15 protein-coding genes are annotated in these 20,455 nt (G+C 62.3%); 3 read left to right on the forward strand and 12 right to left on the reverse strand.

Annotated elements, in window-relative coordinates; all coding sequences use genetic code 11:
* Positions 1-8: 8 nt before the first annotated feature.
* The 3 genes from GWE18_RS27975 to GWE18_RS27985 all read right to left on the reverse strand — a co-directional run bounded on the left by GWE18_RS27975 (position 9) and on the right by GWE18_RS27985 (position 4,414).
* Positions 9-2,855, reverse strand: coding sequence for a bifunctional transaldolase/phosoglucose isomerase (locus GWE18_RS27975; protein WP_275188913.1), 2,847 nt, complete (start codon positions 2,853-2,855; stop codon positions 9-11).
* A gap of 478 nt (positions 2,856-3,333) precedes the next feature.
* Complete coding sequence (locus GWE18_RS27980) at positions 3,334-3,783, reverse strand: DsrE family protein (RefSeq protein WP_275188915.1); 450 nt, start codon at positions 3,781-3,783, stop codon at positions 3,334-3,336.
* Between the two features lie 28 nt (positions 3,784-3,811).
* Positions 3,812-4,414, reverse strand: a complete 603-nt coding sequence (locus tag GWE18_RS27985) for a hypothetical protein (RefSeq protein WP_275188916.1) — start codon at positions 4,412-4,414, stop codon at positions 3,812-3,814.
* Between the two features lie 501 nt (positions 4,415-4,915).
* On the opposite strand from GWE18_RS27985, the gene GWE18_RS27990 reads away from it, so the two are divergent.
* Genes GWE18_RS27990 through GWE18_RS28000 form a run of 3 tightly spaced genes read left to right on the forward strand, consistent with a single transcriptional unit; the run spans position 4,916 to position 9,696 of the window.
* On the forward strand, positions 4,916-6,859 hold the full coding sequence (locus tag GWE18_RS27990) for a PrkA family serine protein kinase (protein ID WP_275188917.1): 1,944 nt from the start codon (positions 4,916-4,918) through the stop codon (positions 6,857-6,859).
* 18 nt (positions 6,860-6,877) lie between these two features.
* Entirely contained in the window at positions 6,878-8,155 is a 1,278-nt protein-coding gene (locus tag GWE18_RS27995) for a YeaH/YhbH family protein (protein ID WP_275188990.1), read from the forward strand.
* A complete protein-coding gene (locus GWE18_RS28000; protein WP_275188919.1) occupies positions 8,152-9,696 on the forward strand; it encodes a SpoVR family protein in 1,545 nt (514 codons plus the stop codon). The genes GWE18_RS27995 and GWE18_RS28000 overlap by 4 nt, the downstream gene beginning before the upstream one ends.
* Positions 9,697-9,844: 148 nt before the next feature.
* Here GWE18_RS28000 and GWE18_RS28005 read toward each other — a convergent pair whose 3' ends face one another.
* The 9 genes from GWE18_RS28005 to pqqC form a co-directional block, all read right to left on the reverse strand.
* Positions 9,845-10,900 carry a 2-oxoacid:ferredoxin oxidoreductase subunit beta gene (locus tag GWE18_RS28005; protein WP_275188920.1) on the reverse strand — a complete coding sequence of 352 codons (1,056 nt, stop codon included), beginning with the start codon at positions 10,898-10,900 and terminating at the stop codon, positions 9,845-9,847.
* On the reverse strand, positions 10,897-12,747 hold the full coding sequence (locus tag GWE18_RS28010) for a 2-oxoacid:acceptor oxidoreductase subunit alpha (protein WP_275188921.1): 1,851 nt from the start codon (positions 12,745-12,747) through the stop codon (positions 10,897-10,899). Before GWE18_RS28010 ends, GWE18_RS28005 begins: the two co-directional genes overlap by 4 nt.
* Positions 12,717-14,516, reverse strand: coding sequence for an FAD-dependent oxidoreductase (locus tag GWE18_RS28015; RefSeq protein WP_275188922.1), 1,800 nt, complete (start codon positions 14,514-14,516; stop codon positions 12,717-12,719). The genes GWE18_RS28010 and GWE18_RS28015 overlap by 31 nt, the downstream gene beginning before the upstream one ends.
* A 304-nt stretch (positions 14,517-14,820) precedes the next feature.
* Positions 14,821-16,020 (reverse strand): chromate efflux transporter, encoded by a 1,200-nt coding sequence (gene chrA / locus GWE18_RS28020; RefSeq protein WP_275188924.1) that lies wholly within the window; start codon positions 16,018-16,020, stop codon positions 14,821-14,823.
* Between the two features lie 484 nt (positions 16,021-16,504).
* Positions 16,505-17,170 (reverse strand): DUF4286 family protein, encoded by a 666-nt coding sequence (locus GWE18_RS28025; protein ID WP_275188925.1) that lies wholly within the window; start codon positions 17,168-17,170, stop codon positions 16,505-16,507.
* A gap of 11 nt (positions 17,171-17,181) precedes the next feature.
* On the reverse strand, positions 17,182-18,168 hold the full coding sequence (gene pip / locus GWE18_RS28030; protein WP_275188926.1) for a prolyl aminopeptidase: 987 nt from the start codon (positions 18,166-18,168) through the stop codon (positions 17,182-17,184).
* Positions 18,158-19,366: a pyrroloquinoline quinone biosynthesis protein PqqE gene (gene pqqE / locus GWE18_RS28035; RefSeq protein ID WP_275188927.1), complete on the reverse strand. Its 1,209-nt coding sequence runs from the start codon at positions 19,364-19,366 to the stop codon at positions 18,158-18,160. Before pqqE ends, pip begins: the two co-directional genes overlap by 11 nt.
* Positions 19,363-19,674, reverse strand: coding sequence for a pyrroloquinoline quinone biosynthesis peptide chaperone PqqD (pqqD, locus tag GWE18_RS28040; RefSeq protein ID WP_275188928.1), 312 nt, complete (start codon positions 19,672-19,674; stop codon positions 19,363-19,365). The genes pqqE and pqqD overlap by 4 nt, the downstream gene beginning before the upstream one ends.
* A 6-nt stretch (positions 19,675-19,680) precedes the next feature.
* Positions 19,681-20,436 (reverse strand): pyrroloquinoline-quinone synthase PqqC, encoded by a 756-nt coding sequence (gene pqqC / locus GWE18_RS28045; RefSeq protein WP_275188991.1) that lies wholly within the window; start codon positions 20,434-20,436, stop codon positions 19,681-19,683.
* Between the last annotated feature and the right edge of the window lie 19 nt (positions 20,437-20,455).

The following is a 20,455-nucleotide window of genomic DNA, read 5'->3' on the forward strand; positions in this document are numbered from 1 at the left end:
CTGACTTCCTAACTGAGCGCTTCCGTGATCGCGGCATCCAGCGCAGACAATCCCGATCCGAGGTCGCCCTTGAGATGGACGCGCAGCGCGCGCCGCCCACGTTCGGTGAGCACGTCGAAATCGCCGCGCGCCTGCGCCGCCTTGATGATACCGAAACTCGCCTTCTGGCCCGGCACCGGCAGATCCTCGGTATCGTCGGCCGTGATCTGCAGGAATACGCCGCTGTCGGGACCGCCCTTGTAGGCCTGGCCGGTGGAGTGCAGGAAACGCGGGCCAAATTCGGCGCAGGTCGCGAGATGATGCCTGTCGCGCACCGCAAGCCGCATTTTTTGCAGCGAGCCGATCGTGCCGGGATTGCGCGCGATATAGGCGAGCAGGGCGACGTAATCGCCGCTGTCCGAGCGCGAAAGATGCGCTTTGATCCAGGAGCCAAGCGTGCCGTCGGCGCCGGCCTTGCGCAGCTCGGCCGCGTTGTGCTCATCAGTGTAGAGATCGGCCTCGTCGGTCGAAATCACCGGCTGCTCCGCAGGAAGCGCGCCGGTCTTCTCGAACGCGCCGGTCAACTCGCGGGTCTTGACCTTGGCCGCTTCCACGTCGGGCTGGTTGAACGGATTGATGCCGAGCATCGCGCCCGCCACGGCGGTGGCCATCTCGAACCGGAAAAACTCCTGACCGATATGGTCGATCGACTTCATGACGATCCGCGCCACGGGATGTCCGGCCGCCTCGAGCGCTTTGAGCCTGTCGTCATGAGAGGCGTCGTCTTCACCCTCGGTCCTGATGTCGATGAAGAAGCGGTCGTTACCATAGAGCGAGGGGTCGCCGAGCGGCTCGCCGTCGATCGGGATCAGGCCCTTGCCCTCCTTGCCGGTGGATTCGGCAATCAGTTGTTCGGCCCAGGCGCCGAAATCGGCGACCTTCTCCGACGAGGTAATCGTTACCTTGTCGCGGCCTTCGAGGCCGGCGAGTCCCATCGCCAGCCCGAGCTGAACGCCCGGGTTTTCATGCGGCGGCACGTCGGCGCCGCAGGAGCGCACCATCGCCAGTGTGTGGGTGAGCAGGCTGCGAACGTCGATACCGGCGGCAGCCGCCGGCACCAGTCCGAACGGCGACAGCACGGAATAGCGTCCGCCGATCGTGGGATCGCCATGGAAGATGCGGGCAAAGCCTTGGCTGATCGCCGTCTTCTCCAGCGACGAGCCGGGATCGGTGACCGCGATGAAGCGATGGCCGGCCTTGTCGTTACCGATGGTCTTGGAGACGCGATCGAAGAAGTAATCCTTCATCACGTTCGGCTCGGTGGTGCCGCCCGATTTGCTGGAGACAATGAACAGCGTGCGGGCGAGATCGACCGTATCCTCCATCGCGCGCACCTGCGCGGGATCGGTGGAATCGAGCACATGCAGCTTCGGGAAACCGGATTTCTTGGCAAAGGTTTCCGCCAGCACCTCCGGCCCCAGGCTCGATCCGCCCATGCCGAGCACGATGGCGTCGCTGAAATTCTGTCCCTTCACGCGGTGGGCAAAGTCCTCGTAGTTGCCGACATCTGCGGCGGCCGGGCTGTTCAGCCAGCCCAGCCATTTGTTCTCGTCGTCATTGGTCCAGACCGATTTGTCCTTTTGCCACAGGCGGCGGATCCTGGCGGACGCGCGCCAGTCCTCGGTGGTTTTCTCGACAGCCTTCCTGATGCCGTCGCCGAGCGCGAGGTGCTGCCGATCGATGCCGCCTACGAGGGAGGTCGCGCGCTTCTGCGCGACCGCCCCATAGAGCTTGTCGGCGGCATCCGCAAACAGCTTGACGCCGTCCCTGACCAGTTCGGCGGTGATGGCTTCGAGCGAGATGCCGGATTCCTCGAGCTCTTCCAGCAGGCGCCTTGCGTCCTCGATATTTTCCTCGAGGCTGTCCCTCACTTTGCCATGGTCGCGAAATGCATCGAGCGTGGCCGGCGGCATGGTGTTGACGGTGTTGGGGCCGATCAATTCTTCGACATACAGCACATCGCTGTAGTCCTTGTTCTTGGTGCCGGTGGATGCCCACAACAGGCGCTGCGGCTTGGCGCCCTTGGCCGCGAGCTTTTCCCAGCGTGGCCCTGCGAACAGCCGCTTGTAGTCCTGATAGGCCAGCTTGGCGTTGGCGATGGCGACCTTGCCCTTCAGCGCGCTCAGTCGCTCCTTCTCGCTGGGGTCATTGGCTTTTGCGATCTTCTCGTCGAGCTGCTTGTCGACCGCGGTATCGATGCGGCTAACGAAGAAAGATGCGACGCTGGCGACAGGCGCGGGATCGCCGCCCTCGGCGACGTATTTTTCAAGGCCGGCGATATAGGCCTCCGCCACCTCACGGTAGACGTCTTGCGAGAACAGCAGCGTGATATTGATGCTGATGCCTTCGCCGATCAGATGTTCGATCGCGGGCAGGCCCTCCGGCGTGGCCGGTACCTTCACCATCAAATTCTGCCGCTTGACGTCCTTCCAGAGCCGTTCGGCTTCCGCGATGGTCCCCTTGGTGTCCATCGCCAGATAGGGCGAGACCTCGAGGCTGACGAAACCGTCGCTGCCGTTCAAGCGGTCGTAAACCGGGCGCAGCACGTCGGCGGCATTCTGGATGTCCTCGACGGCGAGCGCCTCGAACAGGTCGGCGACGGGCCGGTCGCCCACTTGCAGGGCATGGCCGATCGCGCCGTCATATTCGTCCGAACTGCCGATCGCCTTTTCGAAAATAGAGGGGTTCGATGTCACGCCCTTGACGCCGTCGGTGTCGATCAGCGCCTTGAGGTCGCCCTTGGCGACGAAGCCGCGGGCGAGGAAGTCCAGCCAGACCGCCTGGCCGTGGTTTTCGAGTGCTTTGACGGGATTCATGATGCCTGTTCTGTTCGATCGGTCGATTTCTGGGTTTCCGGCAGCTTTCGGGGGCAGGGCCGGAAAGTCAATATTTGGTATTTGGTTGGGCGCGCAGCCGGATGGAATGAGGCTGGACGGGACGATAACGCCACTAGCACGGGTTCGATCCCGAAAATGGCAGGTCTTGCCGGTCGAACCGGCTTTCGGAATGCCGACACCAACGGGCGCAAGCACGAAGTCGTGAAGGGGTCCGTGATGAGGCGTCGTTTCTCGCCCCCGGGCTGCTTCGCGCTTCTGTGCGCCTGATCGTCCTTGGCGCGACCACGGCAGAAGCGGCCGGCATCGGCGTGCATTTGAGGGTTCATAAGCAAAACATTCCGCGAGCGGTTGCAGGGGGACGCAACCCGCATGTCGGCGCGGGAGCGGGCGAAAGTACGGCGACCGGGTCGCTCAAATGCGGGATCGACGTGAAATGTTCACGTCGATTGGGAGAACCTCAGGGTCGCAGGTAAAGATAGCCCTGCGATTGCAATTCGGCGATCCGCACCACGCCGCCCTGGCCCGCAGCAATAAAGCCCGGCAGCAAATCCTTCAGCGTGACATTCTGCGACTTCATGGTGTTGCCGCAGGCGGCGAACTCCAGGCCGGCTTTGGAGAATTGACCGACGCGCCGGGAAAGATCGGGATTGGCGGAAGCCGAATGAAATGCCCGCAACGCCTGGCCGTGCACCACCAGCGCGATCGTGACATGGTCGGGACCGCCGACGCCGTCGAGATGGTTCTGGATGTTGCCGAGGACGAAGCTGACCTTGTCGAGGTCGTTGAGGTGATAGACCACCTTCAATTTTGCCGGAGGCGCTGTCTCGCTAACCGCGCTGGCGCGAGAGGCGGCAAATGCTGCGCTGACTGCCGAAATTGCGCCCCACAGGATATTGCGTCGATGCATGGCGTTCTCCCAGGCTGAATAGTGTGGCTCATTTGCGCCTGAGTGCCGCAAGCTCCCTGCGATCGGTTACAAGCTCGGCGCATTCGCGCAAGTCCGCGCGATCGACGCGGAAGATCTTGTCGTCGGCGCCGGCAACCAGATCATTGCTGGCGTCCTCGTCGGCCTTGTTGCGCTCCCAGATCCTGATCCGCTTCAGCTGGATCAGCGCGGATTTGTCGTCCTTCATCGCCACTTGAATGCCGCCGCCTTCGCAATCGACGCTGCAGCCAAGCCGAATTTCGCCGCCGGTGTTTTCGACAATGTGACTGCAGTAGCCGCTGGAATCGAAATTGCCCGCGCGATGGCGATATTTGAAGCCGAGGCGGAACGAATAATTGACGGTCTTGTCTTCCGGTGCGTCTTCCGCCGTCGCCAGCAGCTTCATCGCGCTGACCCTCTGCTTCGGATGCTGTGCCAGATGGCTGGCGTCATAACGACGCACGAAGCAGGCATAGGTCTTTTGGCTGAGCGGGCCGCCGAACATTCGGGCATTGAAGGCGGTGGCTTTGGCCTTGTCGACGCCCTCCTGGGCGTGACTGGCATTGGCTGCGACGACGGAGGCAATGGCGCCGACGATCCAGACATATTTCATGGCAGACTCGGATTAAACGCGCGGCATATTACTTTAGTTGCAGTTGGCGCCGGGTACGTTCAAACGCGCAGTCTGCGGCTGCCCTGACGGATATTTGGCGATTTTGCGTCAGCGCGGCCGCTCAAGGGCCTGAATGCGCGATAAAGGCGGCGTTTACCCCCCGTTCAGAGCCCCGGATTGCTGCGTTTGCCGCCTCGGGCTAGCCAGCCCGACGCAGATTCGGGACGCGCACCTACTCGGAATCCCCGAAAAATCCCCTACATGCTACTCAGTAGTTGCCCGGTGAAAATGTTGCAGCACGGCTACAACGCTGGCGAAATGGCACCGTATCTTTACGAGGTGAAGGCCCTTAGCACGACTATTGCATTGCATTGTGAAGTCGCTCGCGTGTCCAATCGGTGCATGTGCTGATGGTGATTCGCGAACGGAAGCTGTGACGCTCCGACACTGGAACCCTAGTGGTGCGTCCGGCATTTACAGGTGACCATGGAGAGACGGATCATGTACAACGATTCTCTGTTCAATGCTTTCGCCCGGTCCTTCGAAGCACGAAGCCAGACCGACATGTCGATGGCGGAATATCTGGAGTCGTGTCGAAGCGATCCGATGCGCTATGCCAATGCAGCCGAACGATTGCTAGCTGCCATCGGTGAGCCTCAGATGATCGACACGGCCAAGGACCCCCGCCTTGGCCGTATCTTCTTGAATCGCACGATGCGGCTCTATCCGGCCTTCGCCGGCTTCTATGGCATGGAAGACACGATCGAGCGCCTCGTCGGGTTCTTCCGCCATGCGGCGCAGGGCCTCGAAGAGCGCAAGCAGATACTCTATCTGCTCGGCCCAGTCGGTGGCGGAAAGTCATCGCTTGCCGAACGCCTCAAGTCGTTGATGGAAGTGCATCCGATCTACGTGTTGAAGGCCGGTGATGAAATCAGCCCCGTGTTCGAGAACCCGCTCGGCCTGTTCGATCCGGAAGCGCTCGGCCCGATGCTCGAGGAGAAGTACGGCATTCCGCGCCGCCGCCTCAGCGGATTGATGAGCCCGTGGTGTTATAAGCGCCTCGAAGCTTTCGGTGGCGATATCTCGCAATTCCGCGTCGCCAAGATTCAGCCGTCGCGGCTGCGCCAGATCGCGTGCGCAAAGACCGAGCCCGGCGACGAAAACAACCAGGACATCTCGTCGCTGGTCGGTAAGGTCGATATCCGCAAGCTCGAGACCTTCGCCCAGAACGATCCCGACGCGTACAGCTATTCGGGCGGGCTCAATCGCGCGAACCAGGGCATTCTCGAATTCGTCGAAATGTTCAAAGCGCCGATCAAGATGCTGCATCCGTTGCTGACGGCGACGCAGGAAGGCAACTATATCGGCACCGAGAACATCGGCGCGATCCCCTTCACCGGCATCGTTCTCGCCCATTCCAACGAGGCCGAATGGACAAGCTTCAAGGCCAACAAGAACAACGAGGCCTTCATCGACCGCATCTGCGTCATCAAGGTACCGTACGTCCTGCGGGTCACCGAAGAACAGAAGATCTACGAGAAGTTGATCCAGGGCTCCGAACTGGCCACCGCGCCGTGCGCTCCGGCCACGCTGGAAACGATGGCGCGCTTTTCGGTGATGTCGCGGCTGCGCAAGCACGAGAATTCGACCGTCTTCGCCAAGATGCGGATCTACGACGGTGAAAGCCTGAAGGAATCCGATCCGAAGGCGCGCAGCGTTCAGGAATACAGGGATGCGGCCGGCGTTGATGAAGGCATGGACGGCGTTTCGACCCGCTTCGCCTTCAAGGTGCTCGCGGCAACCTTCAACCATGACACCAATGAGGTCGGTGCCGACGCGGTCCACCTGATGTACACGCTGGAGCAGGCGATCCGGCGCGAGCAGCTTCCCGACGAGGTCGAGAAGCGTTACCTCGAGTTCATCAAGGCCGAACTGGCGCCGCGCTATGCCGAATTCATCGGGCATGAGATCCAGAAGGCCTATCTCGAATCCTATTCGGACTACGGCCAGAACCTGTTCGATCGCTACGTCGACTATGCCGATGCCTGGATCGAGGATCAGGATTTCAAGGATCCCGACACCGGACAACTGCTCGATCGCGATCTGCTCAATCAGGAGCTGACCAAGATCGAAAAGCCGGCCGGGATTGCCAACCCCAAAGACTTCCGCAACGAGGTGGTGAAGTTCTCGCTGCGGTCGCGGGCCCAGAACGGCGGCAAGAATCCGTCGTGGACCGGCTATGAGAAGATCCGGGAAGTGATCGAGAAGCGGATATTCTCCCAGGTCGAGGATCTGCTGCCCGTGATATCCTTCGGCTCGAAGAAGGACGGCGAGACCGAGAAGAAGCATGACGACTTTGTCGCGCGCATGGTCGAGCGCGGCTACACCGAGCGGCAAGTCCGCCGGTTGGTCGAGTGGTACATGCGCGTAAAACAGGCTGGCTGAGGCGGATGAAACGTGGCCATTCACATTGTCGACCGGCGCCTGAATCCGGGTAGCAAGAGTCTCGAGAATCGGCAGCGCTTTCTGCGCCGGGCCAAGGCGCTGGTTCAGGGGGCTGTGAAGAAATCGTCGCAGGACCGGGACATCAAGGATGTCCTGGAAGGCGGCGTGGTCAGCGTGCCCATCGATGGCATGGACGAGCCGCGCTTTCGCCGCGAAGGCGGCACGCGCGACATGGTGCTGCCTGGAAACAAGAAGTTCGTCGAAGGCGACATCCTTCCGCGACCGAACCAGGGCGGTGGCAAGGGAGGGCGGAACGCGGGCGAGGGCGACAGCGAAGATACGTTCCGCTTCGTTCTCAGCCGTGACGAGTTTGTCGACCTGTTCCTGGACGATTTGGAATTGCCCGATCTCGCCAAGCGAAAATTGGCCGAGGTCGAAAGCGAGGGCATTCGCCGGGCGGGTTACACGACATCCGGCTCGCCCGCCAACATTTCCGTCAGCCGAACCGTAAGTCGCGCCCTGGCGCGGCGCGTCGCCCTGCGGCGGCCGAGGCCGGAGGTGCTGGCGGCCCTCGAGGCGGAGCTTGAGGATTGCAGCGACGAGGCGCGCCGCGCCGAGCTCATGGCCGAGATCGAGGCTCTGAAGACAAAGATGCGCCGCATCCCGTTCATCGATCCGATCGACATCCGCTACCGGCGTTTCGAGACGGTGCCGAAGCCCGTGGCGCAGGCCGTCATGTTTTGCCTGATGGACGTCTCCGGCTCGATGACCGAGCATATGAAGGATCTCGCCAAGCGCTTCTATATGCTGCTCTACGTATTCCTGAAGCGGCGGTATCGCCACGTCGAGATCGTTTTCATCCGGCATACCGACCGGGCCGAAGAGGTCGACGAGCAGACGTTCTTTTACGGACCGGCTTCCGGCGGCACGCTGGTGTCGAGCGCGTTGCAGGCGATGCACGACATCGTGCGGTCGCGGTTCCGGCCGGCGGACTGGAACATCTATGCCGCGCAGGCGTCCGACGGCGACAATTCCTACGCGGACGGCGAGGTCACGGGCCGGCTGCTGACCGACATGATCCTGCCGGTCACCCAATTTTTTGCCTATCTGGAAGTCGGCCAGGAAAACGGCTTGAGCTACGAGATGCCCAATTCAGCGCTCTGGACCCTTTACGAGGGCCTGCGCGCGAGCGGCGCGCCGCTATCGATGCGCAAGGTCAACGAACGCAGCGAGATCTTCCCGGTGTTTCACGACCTGTTCCAGCGTCGGGGTCCGCAGGAGAGGACCGCGCCATGACCGAGACCGGCGAATTGCTGTTTCAGGGGGCCGATTGGGACTTCCGGACGCTGCAGCGGGTCTGCGACGCCTGCGAGCAGGTTGCGCGGGACGAATTGAAGCTCGACGTCTATCCCAACCAGATCGAGGTTATTACCGCCGAGCAGATGCTGGACGCTTATTCGTCGGTCGGCATGCCGCTGTTCTACAAGCATTGGTCGTTCGGCAAGCACTTTGCCTTCCAGGAGGCGTCCTATCGCAAGGGGCTGATGGGGCTGGCCTACGAGATCGTCATCAATTCGTCGCCGTGCATTTCCTACCTGATGGAAGAGAATACGGCGACGATGCAGACGCTCGTCATCGCGCATGCCGCGTTCGGTCATAACCATTTCTTCAAGAACAACTATCTGTTCAAGCAATGGACGGATGCCGACGGCATTCTCGATTATCTCGAATTCGCCAAGCGCTACGTGGCGCATTGCGAGGAACGCCACGGCCGGCTGGCGGTCGAGCACACGCTCGACGCCGCGCATGCCTTGATGTCGCACGGCATCGATCGCTATCCCGGCAAGAAGAGTCTCGATCTTCGCGCCGAGGAAAAGCGGGCGGGCAGGCGCCGTGCCCACGAGGAGAGCGCATTCAACGATTTGTGGCGCACCGTTCCGACCGGTCCGGCGAAGAGCGGCGCGGTACTGGACGTCGAGCGCCGCCGCCAGATGCTCGGTCTGCCGCAGGAAAACCTGCTGTATTTTCTCGAGAAGACGGCGCCGCGGCTGAAGCCCTGGCAACGCGAGATACTGCGGATCGTGCGGCACATCGCGCAATATTTCTATCCGCAGAGCCAGACCAAGGTGATGAACGAGGGCACGGCGACCTACGTTCACTACCGCATCCTGAACCGGCTGCACCAGCAGGGGCGGCTGACCGACGGCAATTTCCTCGAATTCCTGCAGTCGCACACCAACGTCGTGTTCCAGCCCGAGTTCGACGACCCGCGCTATTCCGGCTTCAACCCGTATGCGCTGGGATTTGCGATGATGCAGGACATCGAGCGCATCGTCACCAATCCCGAAGCCGAGGATCGCGAGTGGTTCCCGGATATCGCCGGGACCGGCGATACGATGGGCGTGTTGCGCGACATCTGGGCCAATTATCGCGATGAAAGCTTCATCAGCCAGTTCATGAGCCCGCGGCTGATGCGGCACTTCCGCCTGTTCCACCTGCATGACGATCCGGAGGAGCGGGCCGGCATCCGGGTCGACGCGATCCACGACGAGCGCGGCTACCGCCGGCTGCGGCGCGAACTGTCGCGGCAGTACGATGTCGGCTTCATCGACGCGAACATCGAAGTCGTCGATGTCGACCTTGCCGGCGATCGTCGCCTGATGTTGCGCCATACCGTGGTAAAGGGCGCCCAGCTCAGCGAAGCCGACACCAAGCGCGTGGTGCAGCACCTTGCCGACCTCTGGAGCTACGACGTGTCGCTCGTCGAGGTCGATGGGTCCGACAAGGTCTTGAAGGAGTACGTTGCAAACCCGCGGAACATCGCCGCGGCGGCGTAACCAAGTTTACCGCGTAATTAACCCCTCATGGTGAGGAGCGCAAAGCGCGTCTCGAACCATGAGGCCCCACCTGTGGCCTACATCCTTCGAGACGCCCGCTCTGCGGGCTCCTCAGGATGAGGATTTGAGCAGCTTAAACGCGGCCTGGCTACCGCAAGCTGGCGTTGATCTTTTCCAGCGCCGCCGTGCCGGGGCACAGATCCTTGGCTTCCAGCGAATTGAGCGGCGTCTCGACAGTGTCGAGATGGGCGTGCAGGTCCTCCGCATCCGGGTCGACATAAAGCAGCCCGGTGACCACCTGGCCCTTGGCGGCATGCTTCTGCAGGAAGGTCATCGCCGCCAGTCGGTCATTGGCGTCATAGTCGGCGTCGATCTTGCGCAGCGCCAGCCGCGTGCCGTCATGCTGCTCGACCATCTGCACGGTGCCCGGCGCGTAATCGACTGTGATCGGGTCGCGGCCGGTGAGAACGTCGAGGCGGTTCACCGCATCGTTATGCTCACGGACATAATCGAAACTCTTGGTCGAGCCGGCGTGGTTGTTGAAGGCGATGCAGGGGCTGACGACGTCGATGAACGCCGCGCCCTTGTGCCGGATGGCGGCGGCGATCAACGGCACCAGCTGGGTCTTGTCGCCGGAGAAGCTGCGCGCCACGAAGCTGGCGCCGAGCTGCAGCGCGATCGCCACCAGGTCGATGGCGTTGTCGGTGTTCGTCACGCCCTTCTTGGACTTCGAGCCGCGGTCGGCGGTGGCCGAGAACTGGCCCTTGGTCAGGCCGTACACGCCGTTGTTCTCGACGATGTAGGTCATGTTGACGCCGCGCCGGATCGAGTGCGCGAACTGGCCGAAGCCGATCGAGGCACTATCGCCGTCGCCGGAGACGCCGAGATAGATCAGGTCGCGATTGGCGAGGTTGGCGCCGGTCAGCACCGACGGCATGCGGCCGTGCACCGAGTTGAAGCCGTGCGAATTGCCGAGGAAATAGTCCGGCGTCTTCGAGGAGCAGCCGATGCCGGATATTTTGGCGACGCGATGCGGCTCGATCGAGAGCTCGTAGCAGGCTTCGATGATGGAAGCGGTGATCGAGTCGTGGCCGCAGCCGGCGCACAGGGTCGAGATTTTCCCCTCGTAGTCCCGGTGGGTGTAGCCGAGCTCGTTCTTCGGCAGGCCGGGATGATGGAATTTTGGCTTTGCAATGTAGGTCATGACACGGCCTTGCGGAGAGGGGTCACCTTGAGATGGTCCTGGTGGTCGCCGATGGCGTTGGCAATGAAGCGGGCGGTGATCGGGGTGCCGTCATAATGCAGGATCGGCACCAGCCGGACCGGATCGATACCGTTCTCGTTGACGATCAACTGGCGTAGCTGGCCGTCGCGGTTCTGCTCGACCACGTAAACGAAATCATGGTCGGCGATGAAGCTCGCCACGCTTGAGTGGAACGGGAAGGCGCGGATGCGCAGGCGATCTAGCTGATGCCCGCGCGCTTCCAGCAAGCCGATCGCCTCGTCCATCGCCGGCGCGGTTGAGCCGAAATAGATCACGCCGTATTTGGTCGGCTTGGCGGCGTTGGCCTGCAAAGGACGCGGCACCATGTCCTGCGCCGTCTCGAACTTGCGCACCAGCCGCTGCATGTTGTCGGCGTAGATGGCGCCTTCTTCCGAATAGCGCGCGTAACGGTCGCGCGAGGTCCCGCGGGTGAAGAACGAGCCCTTGGTCGGGTGCGTGCCCGGATAGGTGCGATAGGGAATGCCGTCGCCGTCGACATCGAGATAGCGGCCGAAATCGCGGCCGGGTTCGTCGAGCATTTGGGCGGTCATTACCTTGCCGCGGTCGTATTGCCGGGCGTCGTCCCACTTCAGCGGGCGGCAGAGGCGGTGGTTCATGCCGATATCGAGGTCGAGCATCAGGAAGATCATGGTCTGCAGCCGATCGGCGAGGTCGAACGACTGCGCCGCGAACTCGAACGCTTCGGCCGGATCTTCCGGGAACAGCAGGATGTGCTTGGTGTCGCCATGCGAAGCATAGGCGCAGGCGATGATATCGCATTGCTGGGTGCGCGTCGGCATGCCGGTCGAGGGGCCGGCGCGCTGAATGTTCATGATCACGGCCGGAATTTCCGCGAAATAGGACAGTCCGATGAACTCTGTCATCAGCGAAATGCCGGGACCGGAGGTTGCGGTGAAGGCCCGCGCGCCATTCCAGGAAGCGCCGATCACAATGCCGATGGATGCAAGCTCATCTTCGCCTTGCACGATCGCGTATCTCGCCTTGCCGGTCTCGGGGTCGTGCCGCAGCTTCTTGCAGTGGCTTGTGAAGGCTTCCGCCACCGACGACGACGGGGTGATCGGATACCAGGCGCAGACGGTGGCGCCGCCATAGACGGCACCGAGCGCAGCCGCGCTGTTGCCTTCCATGAAGATGCGGTCGCCGACCTTGTCGGATTTCTTCACCCGAAGACCGATCGGGCATTTCAGGTTCTGCAGCGCCCAGTCGCGGCCGAGATGCAGCGCGTGGACGTTCGACGACAGAAGCTTTTCCTTGCCCTTGTACTGCTCGCCGATGAGCTGCTCGACCAGCTTGGGATCGAGGTCGAGCAGGGCGCAGAGCGCGCCGAGATAGATGATGTTCTTGAACAACTGGCGCTGGCGCGGATCGGTGTAGGTCGAGTTGGTGATCGCGGTCAGCGGCACGCCGATTACCGTGATGTCGGCGCGAAATTTCGACGTCGGCATCGGCTTGGTCGAATCATAGAACAGATAGCCGCCGGGCTCGATCGAGGCGACGTCCTTGTCCCAGGTCTGGGGATTCATCGCCACCATCAAGTCGACGCCGCCGCGGGCGCCGAGATGGCCTTCTTCCGTCACCCGCACCTCGTACCAGGTCGGAAGGCCCTGGATGTTGGAGGGGAAGATGTTGCGCGGTGACACCGGCACGCCGTGGCGCAGGATCGAGCGCGCGAACAGTTCGTTGGCGCTGGCCGAACCCGAGCCGTTGACGTTGGCGAAGCGGACGACGAAGTCGTTTACGCTGCTGATCGGGCTTTGGACTGGCATGTTGATCCCGCGTAAGTCATATCGATGAGGTACTTTTGCATGTCCCAGGCGCCGGTCGGACAACGCTCGGCGCACAGCCCGCAGTGCAGGCAGACGTCCTCGTCCTTCACCATGACACGGCCGGTCTTGAGGCCCTCGGCAACATAGAGCGCCTGGTCGGGGCGCGGCGAGGGCGCCTTCAGCCTCTGCCTGAGGTCCTCTTCCTCGCCATTCTCTGTGAACGTGATGCAGTCCATCGGGCAGATGTCGACGCAGGCGTCGCATTCGATGCAGGCAGGCGCCGAGAACACGGTCTGCACGTCGCAGTTCAGGCAGCGCTGCGCCTCGCCGAGCGCGAGCTTGACGTCATAGCCGAGCTCGACCTCGGCCTTGATGTCCTTCAGCGCGATCACCTTGTCGCGATGCGGCACCTTGTAACGCTTGTCGCCGGAGATGTCGTTGTCGTAGCTCCACTCGTGGATGCCCATCTTCTGCGAAAAGACTTGCACTTCGGGCAGCGGGCGCTCGGTGATGTCTTCGCCCGAGATCATCTTGTGGATCGACAGCGCAGCGTCGTGGCCGTGCGCCACCGCCCAGATGATGTTCTTCGGGCCGAACGCCGCGTCGCCGCCGAAGAACACTTTTGGATTGGTCGAGACAAAGGTTTTCGTATCGACCTGCGGCATGTTCCACTTGTCGAACTCGATGCCGCAGTCACGCTCGATCCACGGGAACGCGTTCTCCTGGCCGACCGCGACCAGCACGTCGTCGCAGGGGATGGTCTGGTCGGGTTCGCCCGAGGGCACCAGATTGCGACGGCCGTTGGCGTCGTATTCGGCCTTCACCTTCTGGAAGGTGACGCCGATGAGCTTGCCGCCGACATGCTTGAATGCCACCGGCACCATGTAATTGAGGATCGGAATATCCTCGTGAAGGGCGTCTTCCTTTTCCCAGGGGCTCGCTTTCATTTCCTCGAAGCCGGAACGCACGATCACTTTCACATCTTGGCCGCCGAGGCGGCGCGCGGTGCGGCAGCAATCCATCGCCGTGTTGCCGCCGCCGAGCACGATGACGCGGCGGCCGATCTTCTCGACATGGCCGAATGAGACGGATGCCAGCCATTCGATGCCGATATGGATGTTGCTGGCTGCTTCCTTGCGGCCGGGGATGTCGAGTTCGCGGCCGCGCGGTGCGCCGGAGCCGATGAAGATCGCGTCGTAATTTTCGTTGAGCAGCTTTTTCAGGCTGTCGATGCGATGCCCGCCCTTGAACTCGACGCCGAGGTTGAGGATGTAATCGGTCTCCTCGTCGATGACGGTGTCCGGCAGGCGGAACTTGGGAATCTGGCTCCGCATCATGCCGCCCGCCTTGGGATCGGCATCGAACACGGTGCAGTGATAGCCGAGCGGTGCGAGGTCGCGCGCCACCGTCAGCGAGGCGGGACCGCCGCCGACCAGCGCGATGCGCTTGCCGTTCTTCGCAAGCGGCTTCGGCATCCGGTGCTTAACGTCGTCCTTGAAGTCGGCGGCAACGCGCTTCAGGCGGCAGATCGCAACCGGGTTTTCCTCGACGCGGCCGCGGCGGCACGCCGGTTCGCACGGACGGTCGCAGGTGCGTCCCAGGATTCCGGGAAACACGTTCGATTTCCAATTGATCATGTAGGCGTCGCTGTAACGCCCCTCGGCAATCAGTCGGATGTACTCGGGAACTGGCGTATGTGCGGGGCAGGCCCATTGGCAATCGACCACTTTGTGAAAGTAGTCTGGCGCCGAGATATCAGTCGGTTTCATTCCTACCTTGTCCGCGCAAGCTTAGGAAACGCGGCCTTATTTTGCCTGCGAACGCTTAACGAGCGTTCTTGTGGTTTTTGAATTGGATCATAGGCTTATCTTATTAGAGCCATTCCAGACGCGGCACACAAGCCAATTTTGCGGGATCACCAGCTTTCACTGCATGGGAGCTTGGACTTAGCGTCGTAGCGTTAATGTGGCGGTGCAGCATGTGCAGTGCAGCTTGGTTGAGCGGTTCCGCCTGCAAACGCGATGCGTTCGAGCGCATCGCGCGGAGAAATGTACGCAAGGTGAGTTGATGTGCTCAGATCAGCCGCAGAATTGCGCCGGTCGTCCCCAGCAGGACGACGACGATCCATGGCGGCAGTTTCCAAACCGTGAGCAGCAGGAAGCCGGCGAGCGCCACGGCGAAATCGCGCGGCGTGAACACGGCGCTGGTCCATACCGGGTTGTACAGCGCCGCCCCAAGTATGCCGACGACGGCCGCATTGGTGCCGCGCATGGCGGCTTGCGCCATGGGGCGCAGACGTAGCGCGTCCCAGAACGGCAGCATGCCATAGACCAGCAATAGGCCCGGCAGAGACAACGCGACGAGCGCAATCACCGCGCCGGCGAGGCCATTGGGAGCGGGGCCCGTGACAGCGCCGAGATAGGCCGCAAAGGTGAATAGCGGTCCAGGCACGGCTTGCGCCATGCCGTAGCCGGCGAGGAAATCAGCATTGCTGACCCAGCCCGGCGTCACGACTTCTGCCTGCAACAGCGGCAGCACGACATGGCCGCCGCCGAACACGAGGGAGCCGGAACGATAAAACGCGTCGAACAGGGCAAGGCCCTGCGAGCCGGTCCTTACGGCCACCAGTGGCGTGACCAGGAACAGCACTGCGAAAAGCACGAGTGCGATTACGCCAACGCGAGGCGAAACCGAGAATCCGAGTTGGCCGGTCAGCGCCGGCCCGTCGCCGCGGCACAGCCAAAGCCCGGCCACCGCCCCAAGCGCGATGGCGCCGATCTGCCCGAACGATCCGCCGACGAAAACCACGATCGCAACCGCCGCAAGCGCGATCGCAGCCCGTGCTCGATCCGGCGTCAGGCTGTTTGCCATGCCCCAGATCGCTTGCGCGACCACGGCAACCGCGACCAGCTTCAGGCCGTGAAGGATACCCTCGGCGAAGGGGCCGGTGAGGGCGGTTGCGCCGAGCGCGAAGGCGAACATGATGAGGGCGGAGGGCATGGTGAAGGCGAACCACGCCGCCAATCCGCCAATCAGGCCGTTGCCGTGCAGGATGCCGAGCGTGAAACCCACCTGGCTGGAAGCCGGTCCCGGCAGGAACTGGCAGAGCGCAACGACGTCGGCGTAGCTGCTTTCGCTGAGCCATTTCCGCCGCTCGACGAATTCTGCCCTGAAGTAACCGAGATGCGCGATCGGCCCGCCGAACGATGTGAGGCCGAGCTTGAGGAAGGCGGCGAAAATCTCGGCGATACTGCGCGCGGACTTTTCCGCCATGCATCTCAACTCCATTGTCGGCTGAAGATACCGGGAACCCGCAAGGTCACCAAGCGCATCCTCAGCCGATTAGTCGCCCCGCACCCGGAAGATGAAGGAGCCCTTCCAGGCGGTCATCACACATCTGAGAGAGAACATCAGCAACGTAATTGAAAGCGATGTGAGAGACTTCAGCGGAAGTTCTCACCCGCCTTATCAGGGCCTTCGACCATTAGGAGAAGAAGAATCGAAGCCGCGTCGCGCAGGCACTGGCCGGGCCCGCTTCGAACCGAGCAGCTTTTGCCAGAGGGTAAATCCGGGCCATCGGTTTACACGACATTGCGTTAACAGCGCCTTCATTGGTGGTCGCTTACCGGCGGCGTATTCGACGCATGCCATTTGGAACGGCCAGCACAGCGCTGTATCAGGGATTCCTGTCGTGCCGCGCCAGCCGGTTCGGATGGCCGCCCAAGCTCTCCGCGCCAATCGGTAGCAGCGAAAGTGTTTAGCCGATATCGCTCTTCGAAAGATCCCACAACAAGCGGTAGATCCCGCTCGAGATCGTCAGCGGCTTCAATGCGATATTGCCGCTGAAGCGCAGCATTGCCGCGGGCAACGCGCCGGTATCGGTAGCATCGATCAGGACGAACCAGTCGCCGGCGCCGGGATTGGGCGCGGAAGGATCGTCGGTGATCGGCTTTGACAGCGCCGGGTCACTCTCGATCAAATGCAGGGAGATGATGCCGTCGAGCTGCGCGGGATCGAGTTGCTCGGCGAGTGCGGCGCGCAATTTGTCCTCGCCGCCGGGCGAGGGACGCAGCCTGACGATGCCGAGCGCTGCGCCGCGTCCGGTGCCGCGGCTGACCGTGATGCGCGCAACCGCCCGGATCATGTTCTGGAAGCGCGCAATGTTGGCCATCGACCACGCCGTCTGGTTCGCCAGCGCGGCGCGATAGGCCGGGCTGTCCAGCACCTCGAAGGTCTCGGTGGAATAGAGGCTGAGATATTTCGGATTGCCGTCATGCGCGACATAGCGGCGGGCTTCGAGGAAACCGTCGATCGCCACGCGCTCTTCGAGATGTTCGCGGTCGTACCAGCGATTGAATTCAGCTTCGTGCGCGGCGTCGATGTTCATCGACGTCAGCAGCATGCCTTTTCCGGCCATCGGCATTTTCTTGTTTCCTATTTGCCAGTTCTGGAAGCCATGTCCGCGATCGCCTTCATCACGGCGTCGCGGACGCCGGGATCGTACAGCGTATGGCCGGCGCCCTCGACGAAACGGATTTCGGCTTGCTGCCACACGGCAGCAAGCGCATGCGAGGTCGCAGGCGGGCACAGCAGGTCATAGCGGCCCTGCACGATGATGCCGGGGATGCCGGTGAGGCTATCCGCTTCACGCAACAACTGGTTCGGCTGCATGAAGCAGTCATTGGCGAAGTAGTGCGCTTCCATGAACGGCGTCGTCGGCAGGCCTCTCGATGAATTGAGCGTCGCCAGATCGAGGCGTGTGCGATTTGGCGTGTGTTCGGAAAGGATACGTTCGGTTTCGCCCCAGGCCCGCGCGGCGGGAATATGCACGTCAGGATTGGGGTCGAGGATGCGGCGGAAATAGGCCTGGATCGGTTGTGTGCGTTCGTCTTCCGGCAACACGCTCATGAAGTCGTCATAAAGACCGGGATAAAATCGCGGCAACACCTTGAGAAAACCGTCTTCGATTTCCTCTGATGTGCCGAGGAAAGTGGCGCGCAGCACGATGCCGGTGACGCGATTAGGATGGGCCTCTGCATACGCCAGCGCGAGCGTCGCTCCCCAGGAGCCGCCGACGATCATCCAGCGTTCGAAACCGAATTTTTCGCGGATCGCTTCCATGTCCGCGATCAGATGCGGCAGGGTGTTGGCTTCGCGGCCGCCCTTGGGGCGGCTGCGCCCCGCACCGCGCTGGTCGAACAGCACCGCATGGAAGCGTTCGGGATCGAACAATCGGCGATGGTCCGGCTGGCAGCCGCTGCCGGGTCCGCCATGCAGATAGACCGCGGGAACGCCGCCTGGCCGGCCGACGCTTTCGACGTAGATATCGTGACCGTCGCTGACCGCGAACTGCTCCGACGTCAGCGGCGCAAACGGATCGGCGGGTTTGATGGATTTGCCGGCGTCGGCGTCAGGCGCCATGCTCGCCTTCAGTCTCCAGCGTGCCGCCGGCGAAATTGCGGTAGAGGAAGCGGTCCTGGTGCGCGGCGGCCTCACGCTCGGCTTGTTTGAAAATCTCCTCATGCCGCGGCGACAGCGTGCAGGCCGGATCGGTATTGCCGGCATCGCCGGTCAGCGCAAAGGCCTGGCAGCGGCAGCCGCCGAAATCGATTTCCCTGAACTCGCAACTCTTGCACGGCTCCTTCATCCAGCCGGTGCCGCGATAGCGGTTGAAGGCCTCGGAATGTTGCCAGATCCAGGCGATCGAATGATTGGAGCGTACGGATTCGAATTCGAGCCCGGTGATGCTTTCCGCCGCATGGCAGGGCAGGACCTTGCCGGCAGGGGAGATATTGAAGAACTGCCGGCCCCAGCCGCCCATGCATTTCTTCGGCCGCAGCGCGTAATAGTCCGGCACCACATAGTCGATGGCGAGAATGCCCTTCAGGCGTGTCGCGGCCTCCTCGACAATGCGGCTGGACTCCTCGATCTGCTCGAGCGTCGGCATCAAGGCGGCGCGGTTCTTCAAGGCCCAGCCGTAATACTGGACGTTGGCGACCTCGAGCCGGTCGGCGTCGAGATCGACCGCCATCTGGATGATATCCTGGAGCTGATGCAGGTTCTGGCGGTGCATGACCGCGTTCACCGTCAGCGGCAGGTCGAGCTCGCGCGTCCATTTCGCGGCTTCGATCTTTTTCTCATGCGCGTTTTTCAGTCCGGCGACGCGATCGGCCACCATGGGCTCGTTGCCCTGGAAACTGATCTGCACATGGCAGAGCCCCGCATCGGCCAGTGCGGAAAGTTTTTCCTTTGTCAGCAGCACCGCTGATGTAATGAGATTGCTGTACAGCCCGACGTCGGTCGCATGCTGCACCAGCTCCACCAGGTCCTTGCGCGCTGTCGGCTCGCCGCCCGAGAAATGGATCTGCAGCACGCCGATTTCGGCGAGTTCGCTTAAGACCTTCTTCCATTCTTCGGTCGTCAGTTCGCTGCCACCACGGTCGAGTTCGATCGGGTTCGAGCAATAGGGGCATTGCAGCGGGCAGCGGTGCGTCAGCTCGGCGAGCACGGCGAGGGGAATGCCGAACGTTTCCGCGGTCGAACGTTGCGATTCCAGAACCGCGAGCCCGTCGCTGGGCGCGGTGCCGGCTGCTTTGCCATCGGCGAGAATGTCGCTCATGACGTCTGCTCACGCGCTTCGGTCAGAAAACCCTTGTCGGCGAGGTCCTGCAGCATCGCAATGACGTCGGTGGCAATCGCCTCGCGGGGAGCTGTGTACTTGACGGTAAGCTGGTCGATCATGTCGGCAACGCTGCGCACGCCGTCGCAAAGCTGCAGCACCTCGACCGCGATCTCGTCCGGCGCCAGCACGCGCTCCGGCGCCAGGATCACCCAGACCTGCCGCGTCTCATCGAACTTCAGCCGGGCGTGCCGCGGCAATTTCGGCCGGCTCGCCTCGCTGACACTGATGTTGCGGCTCAAAGCCATCGATCGCTAGTCTCCTTTGGGCACGAACGCACCGGGCGGAATGTGGCCCTCGACATAGGCATGATACAGCGCGTCGAGCTGAACCCATAGCACATTAGTCTTGAAGATCAGCGCGTTGCAGACCGCCTCGCGCTCCGCCGGCGTCCTCGCCTTGGCCTTGACGTATTCCAGCGCGAAGCCCGCGTCGCGCGGGGCCTGCGTCAGACGGCGGCTGAAATAGCTCATGATATCGGGATTGACGAAATCATAGTGCTGCAGCATCCCCGAGATGCGCTCCTCATGCAGGTTCGGCGCGAACAGTTCCGTGAGCGAGGAGGCGATGGCTTCCAACGGCGTCTTGTCGCGGCAGAAATGCACGTAGGCTTCCACCGCAAACCGTGTCGCGGGCAGGATGCCTTCGGTCGATTCCACATAGGCGCTGTCGAGCCCGAGGCCCTCGGTCAGCTTCAGCCAGCGCTCGATACCGCCTTCGGAGCCGATATCGCCGTCGTGATCCTCGATGCGGTGCCGCCATTCGATCCTTGTGCCGCGGTCGCGGAACCGCGAGATCACCATCGCGTCCTTCAGCGGGATCGTGCTCTGGTAAAAGTAGCGGTTCAGCGCCCAGGCCTGCACCTGTCCCTTGTTGAGCTTGCCGCCGTGCAGCAGCCGGTGGAACGGATGCAGATTGTGATAGCGCGTCGCACCGATGTGGCGGAGCATCGCTTCGAGCTCATCGGCATTGTTGAGCGTGATGCCCTTGCCGATCGATAGCGCGGTCATTCCGCTGGTAGGCACGACA

The sequence above is a fragment of the Bradyrhizobium sp. CSA112 genome (assembly GCF_029051645.1).
Taxonomy (GTDB): Bacteria; Pseudomonadota; Alphaproteobacteria; order Rhizobiales; family Xanthobacteraceae; genus Bradyrhizobium.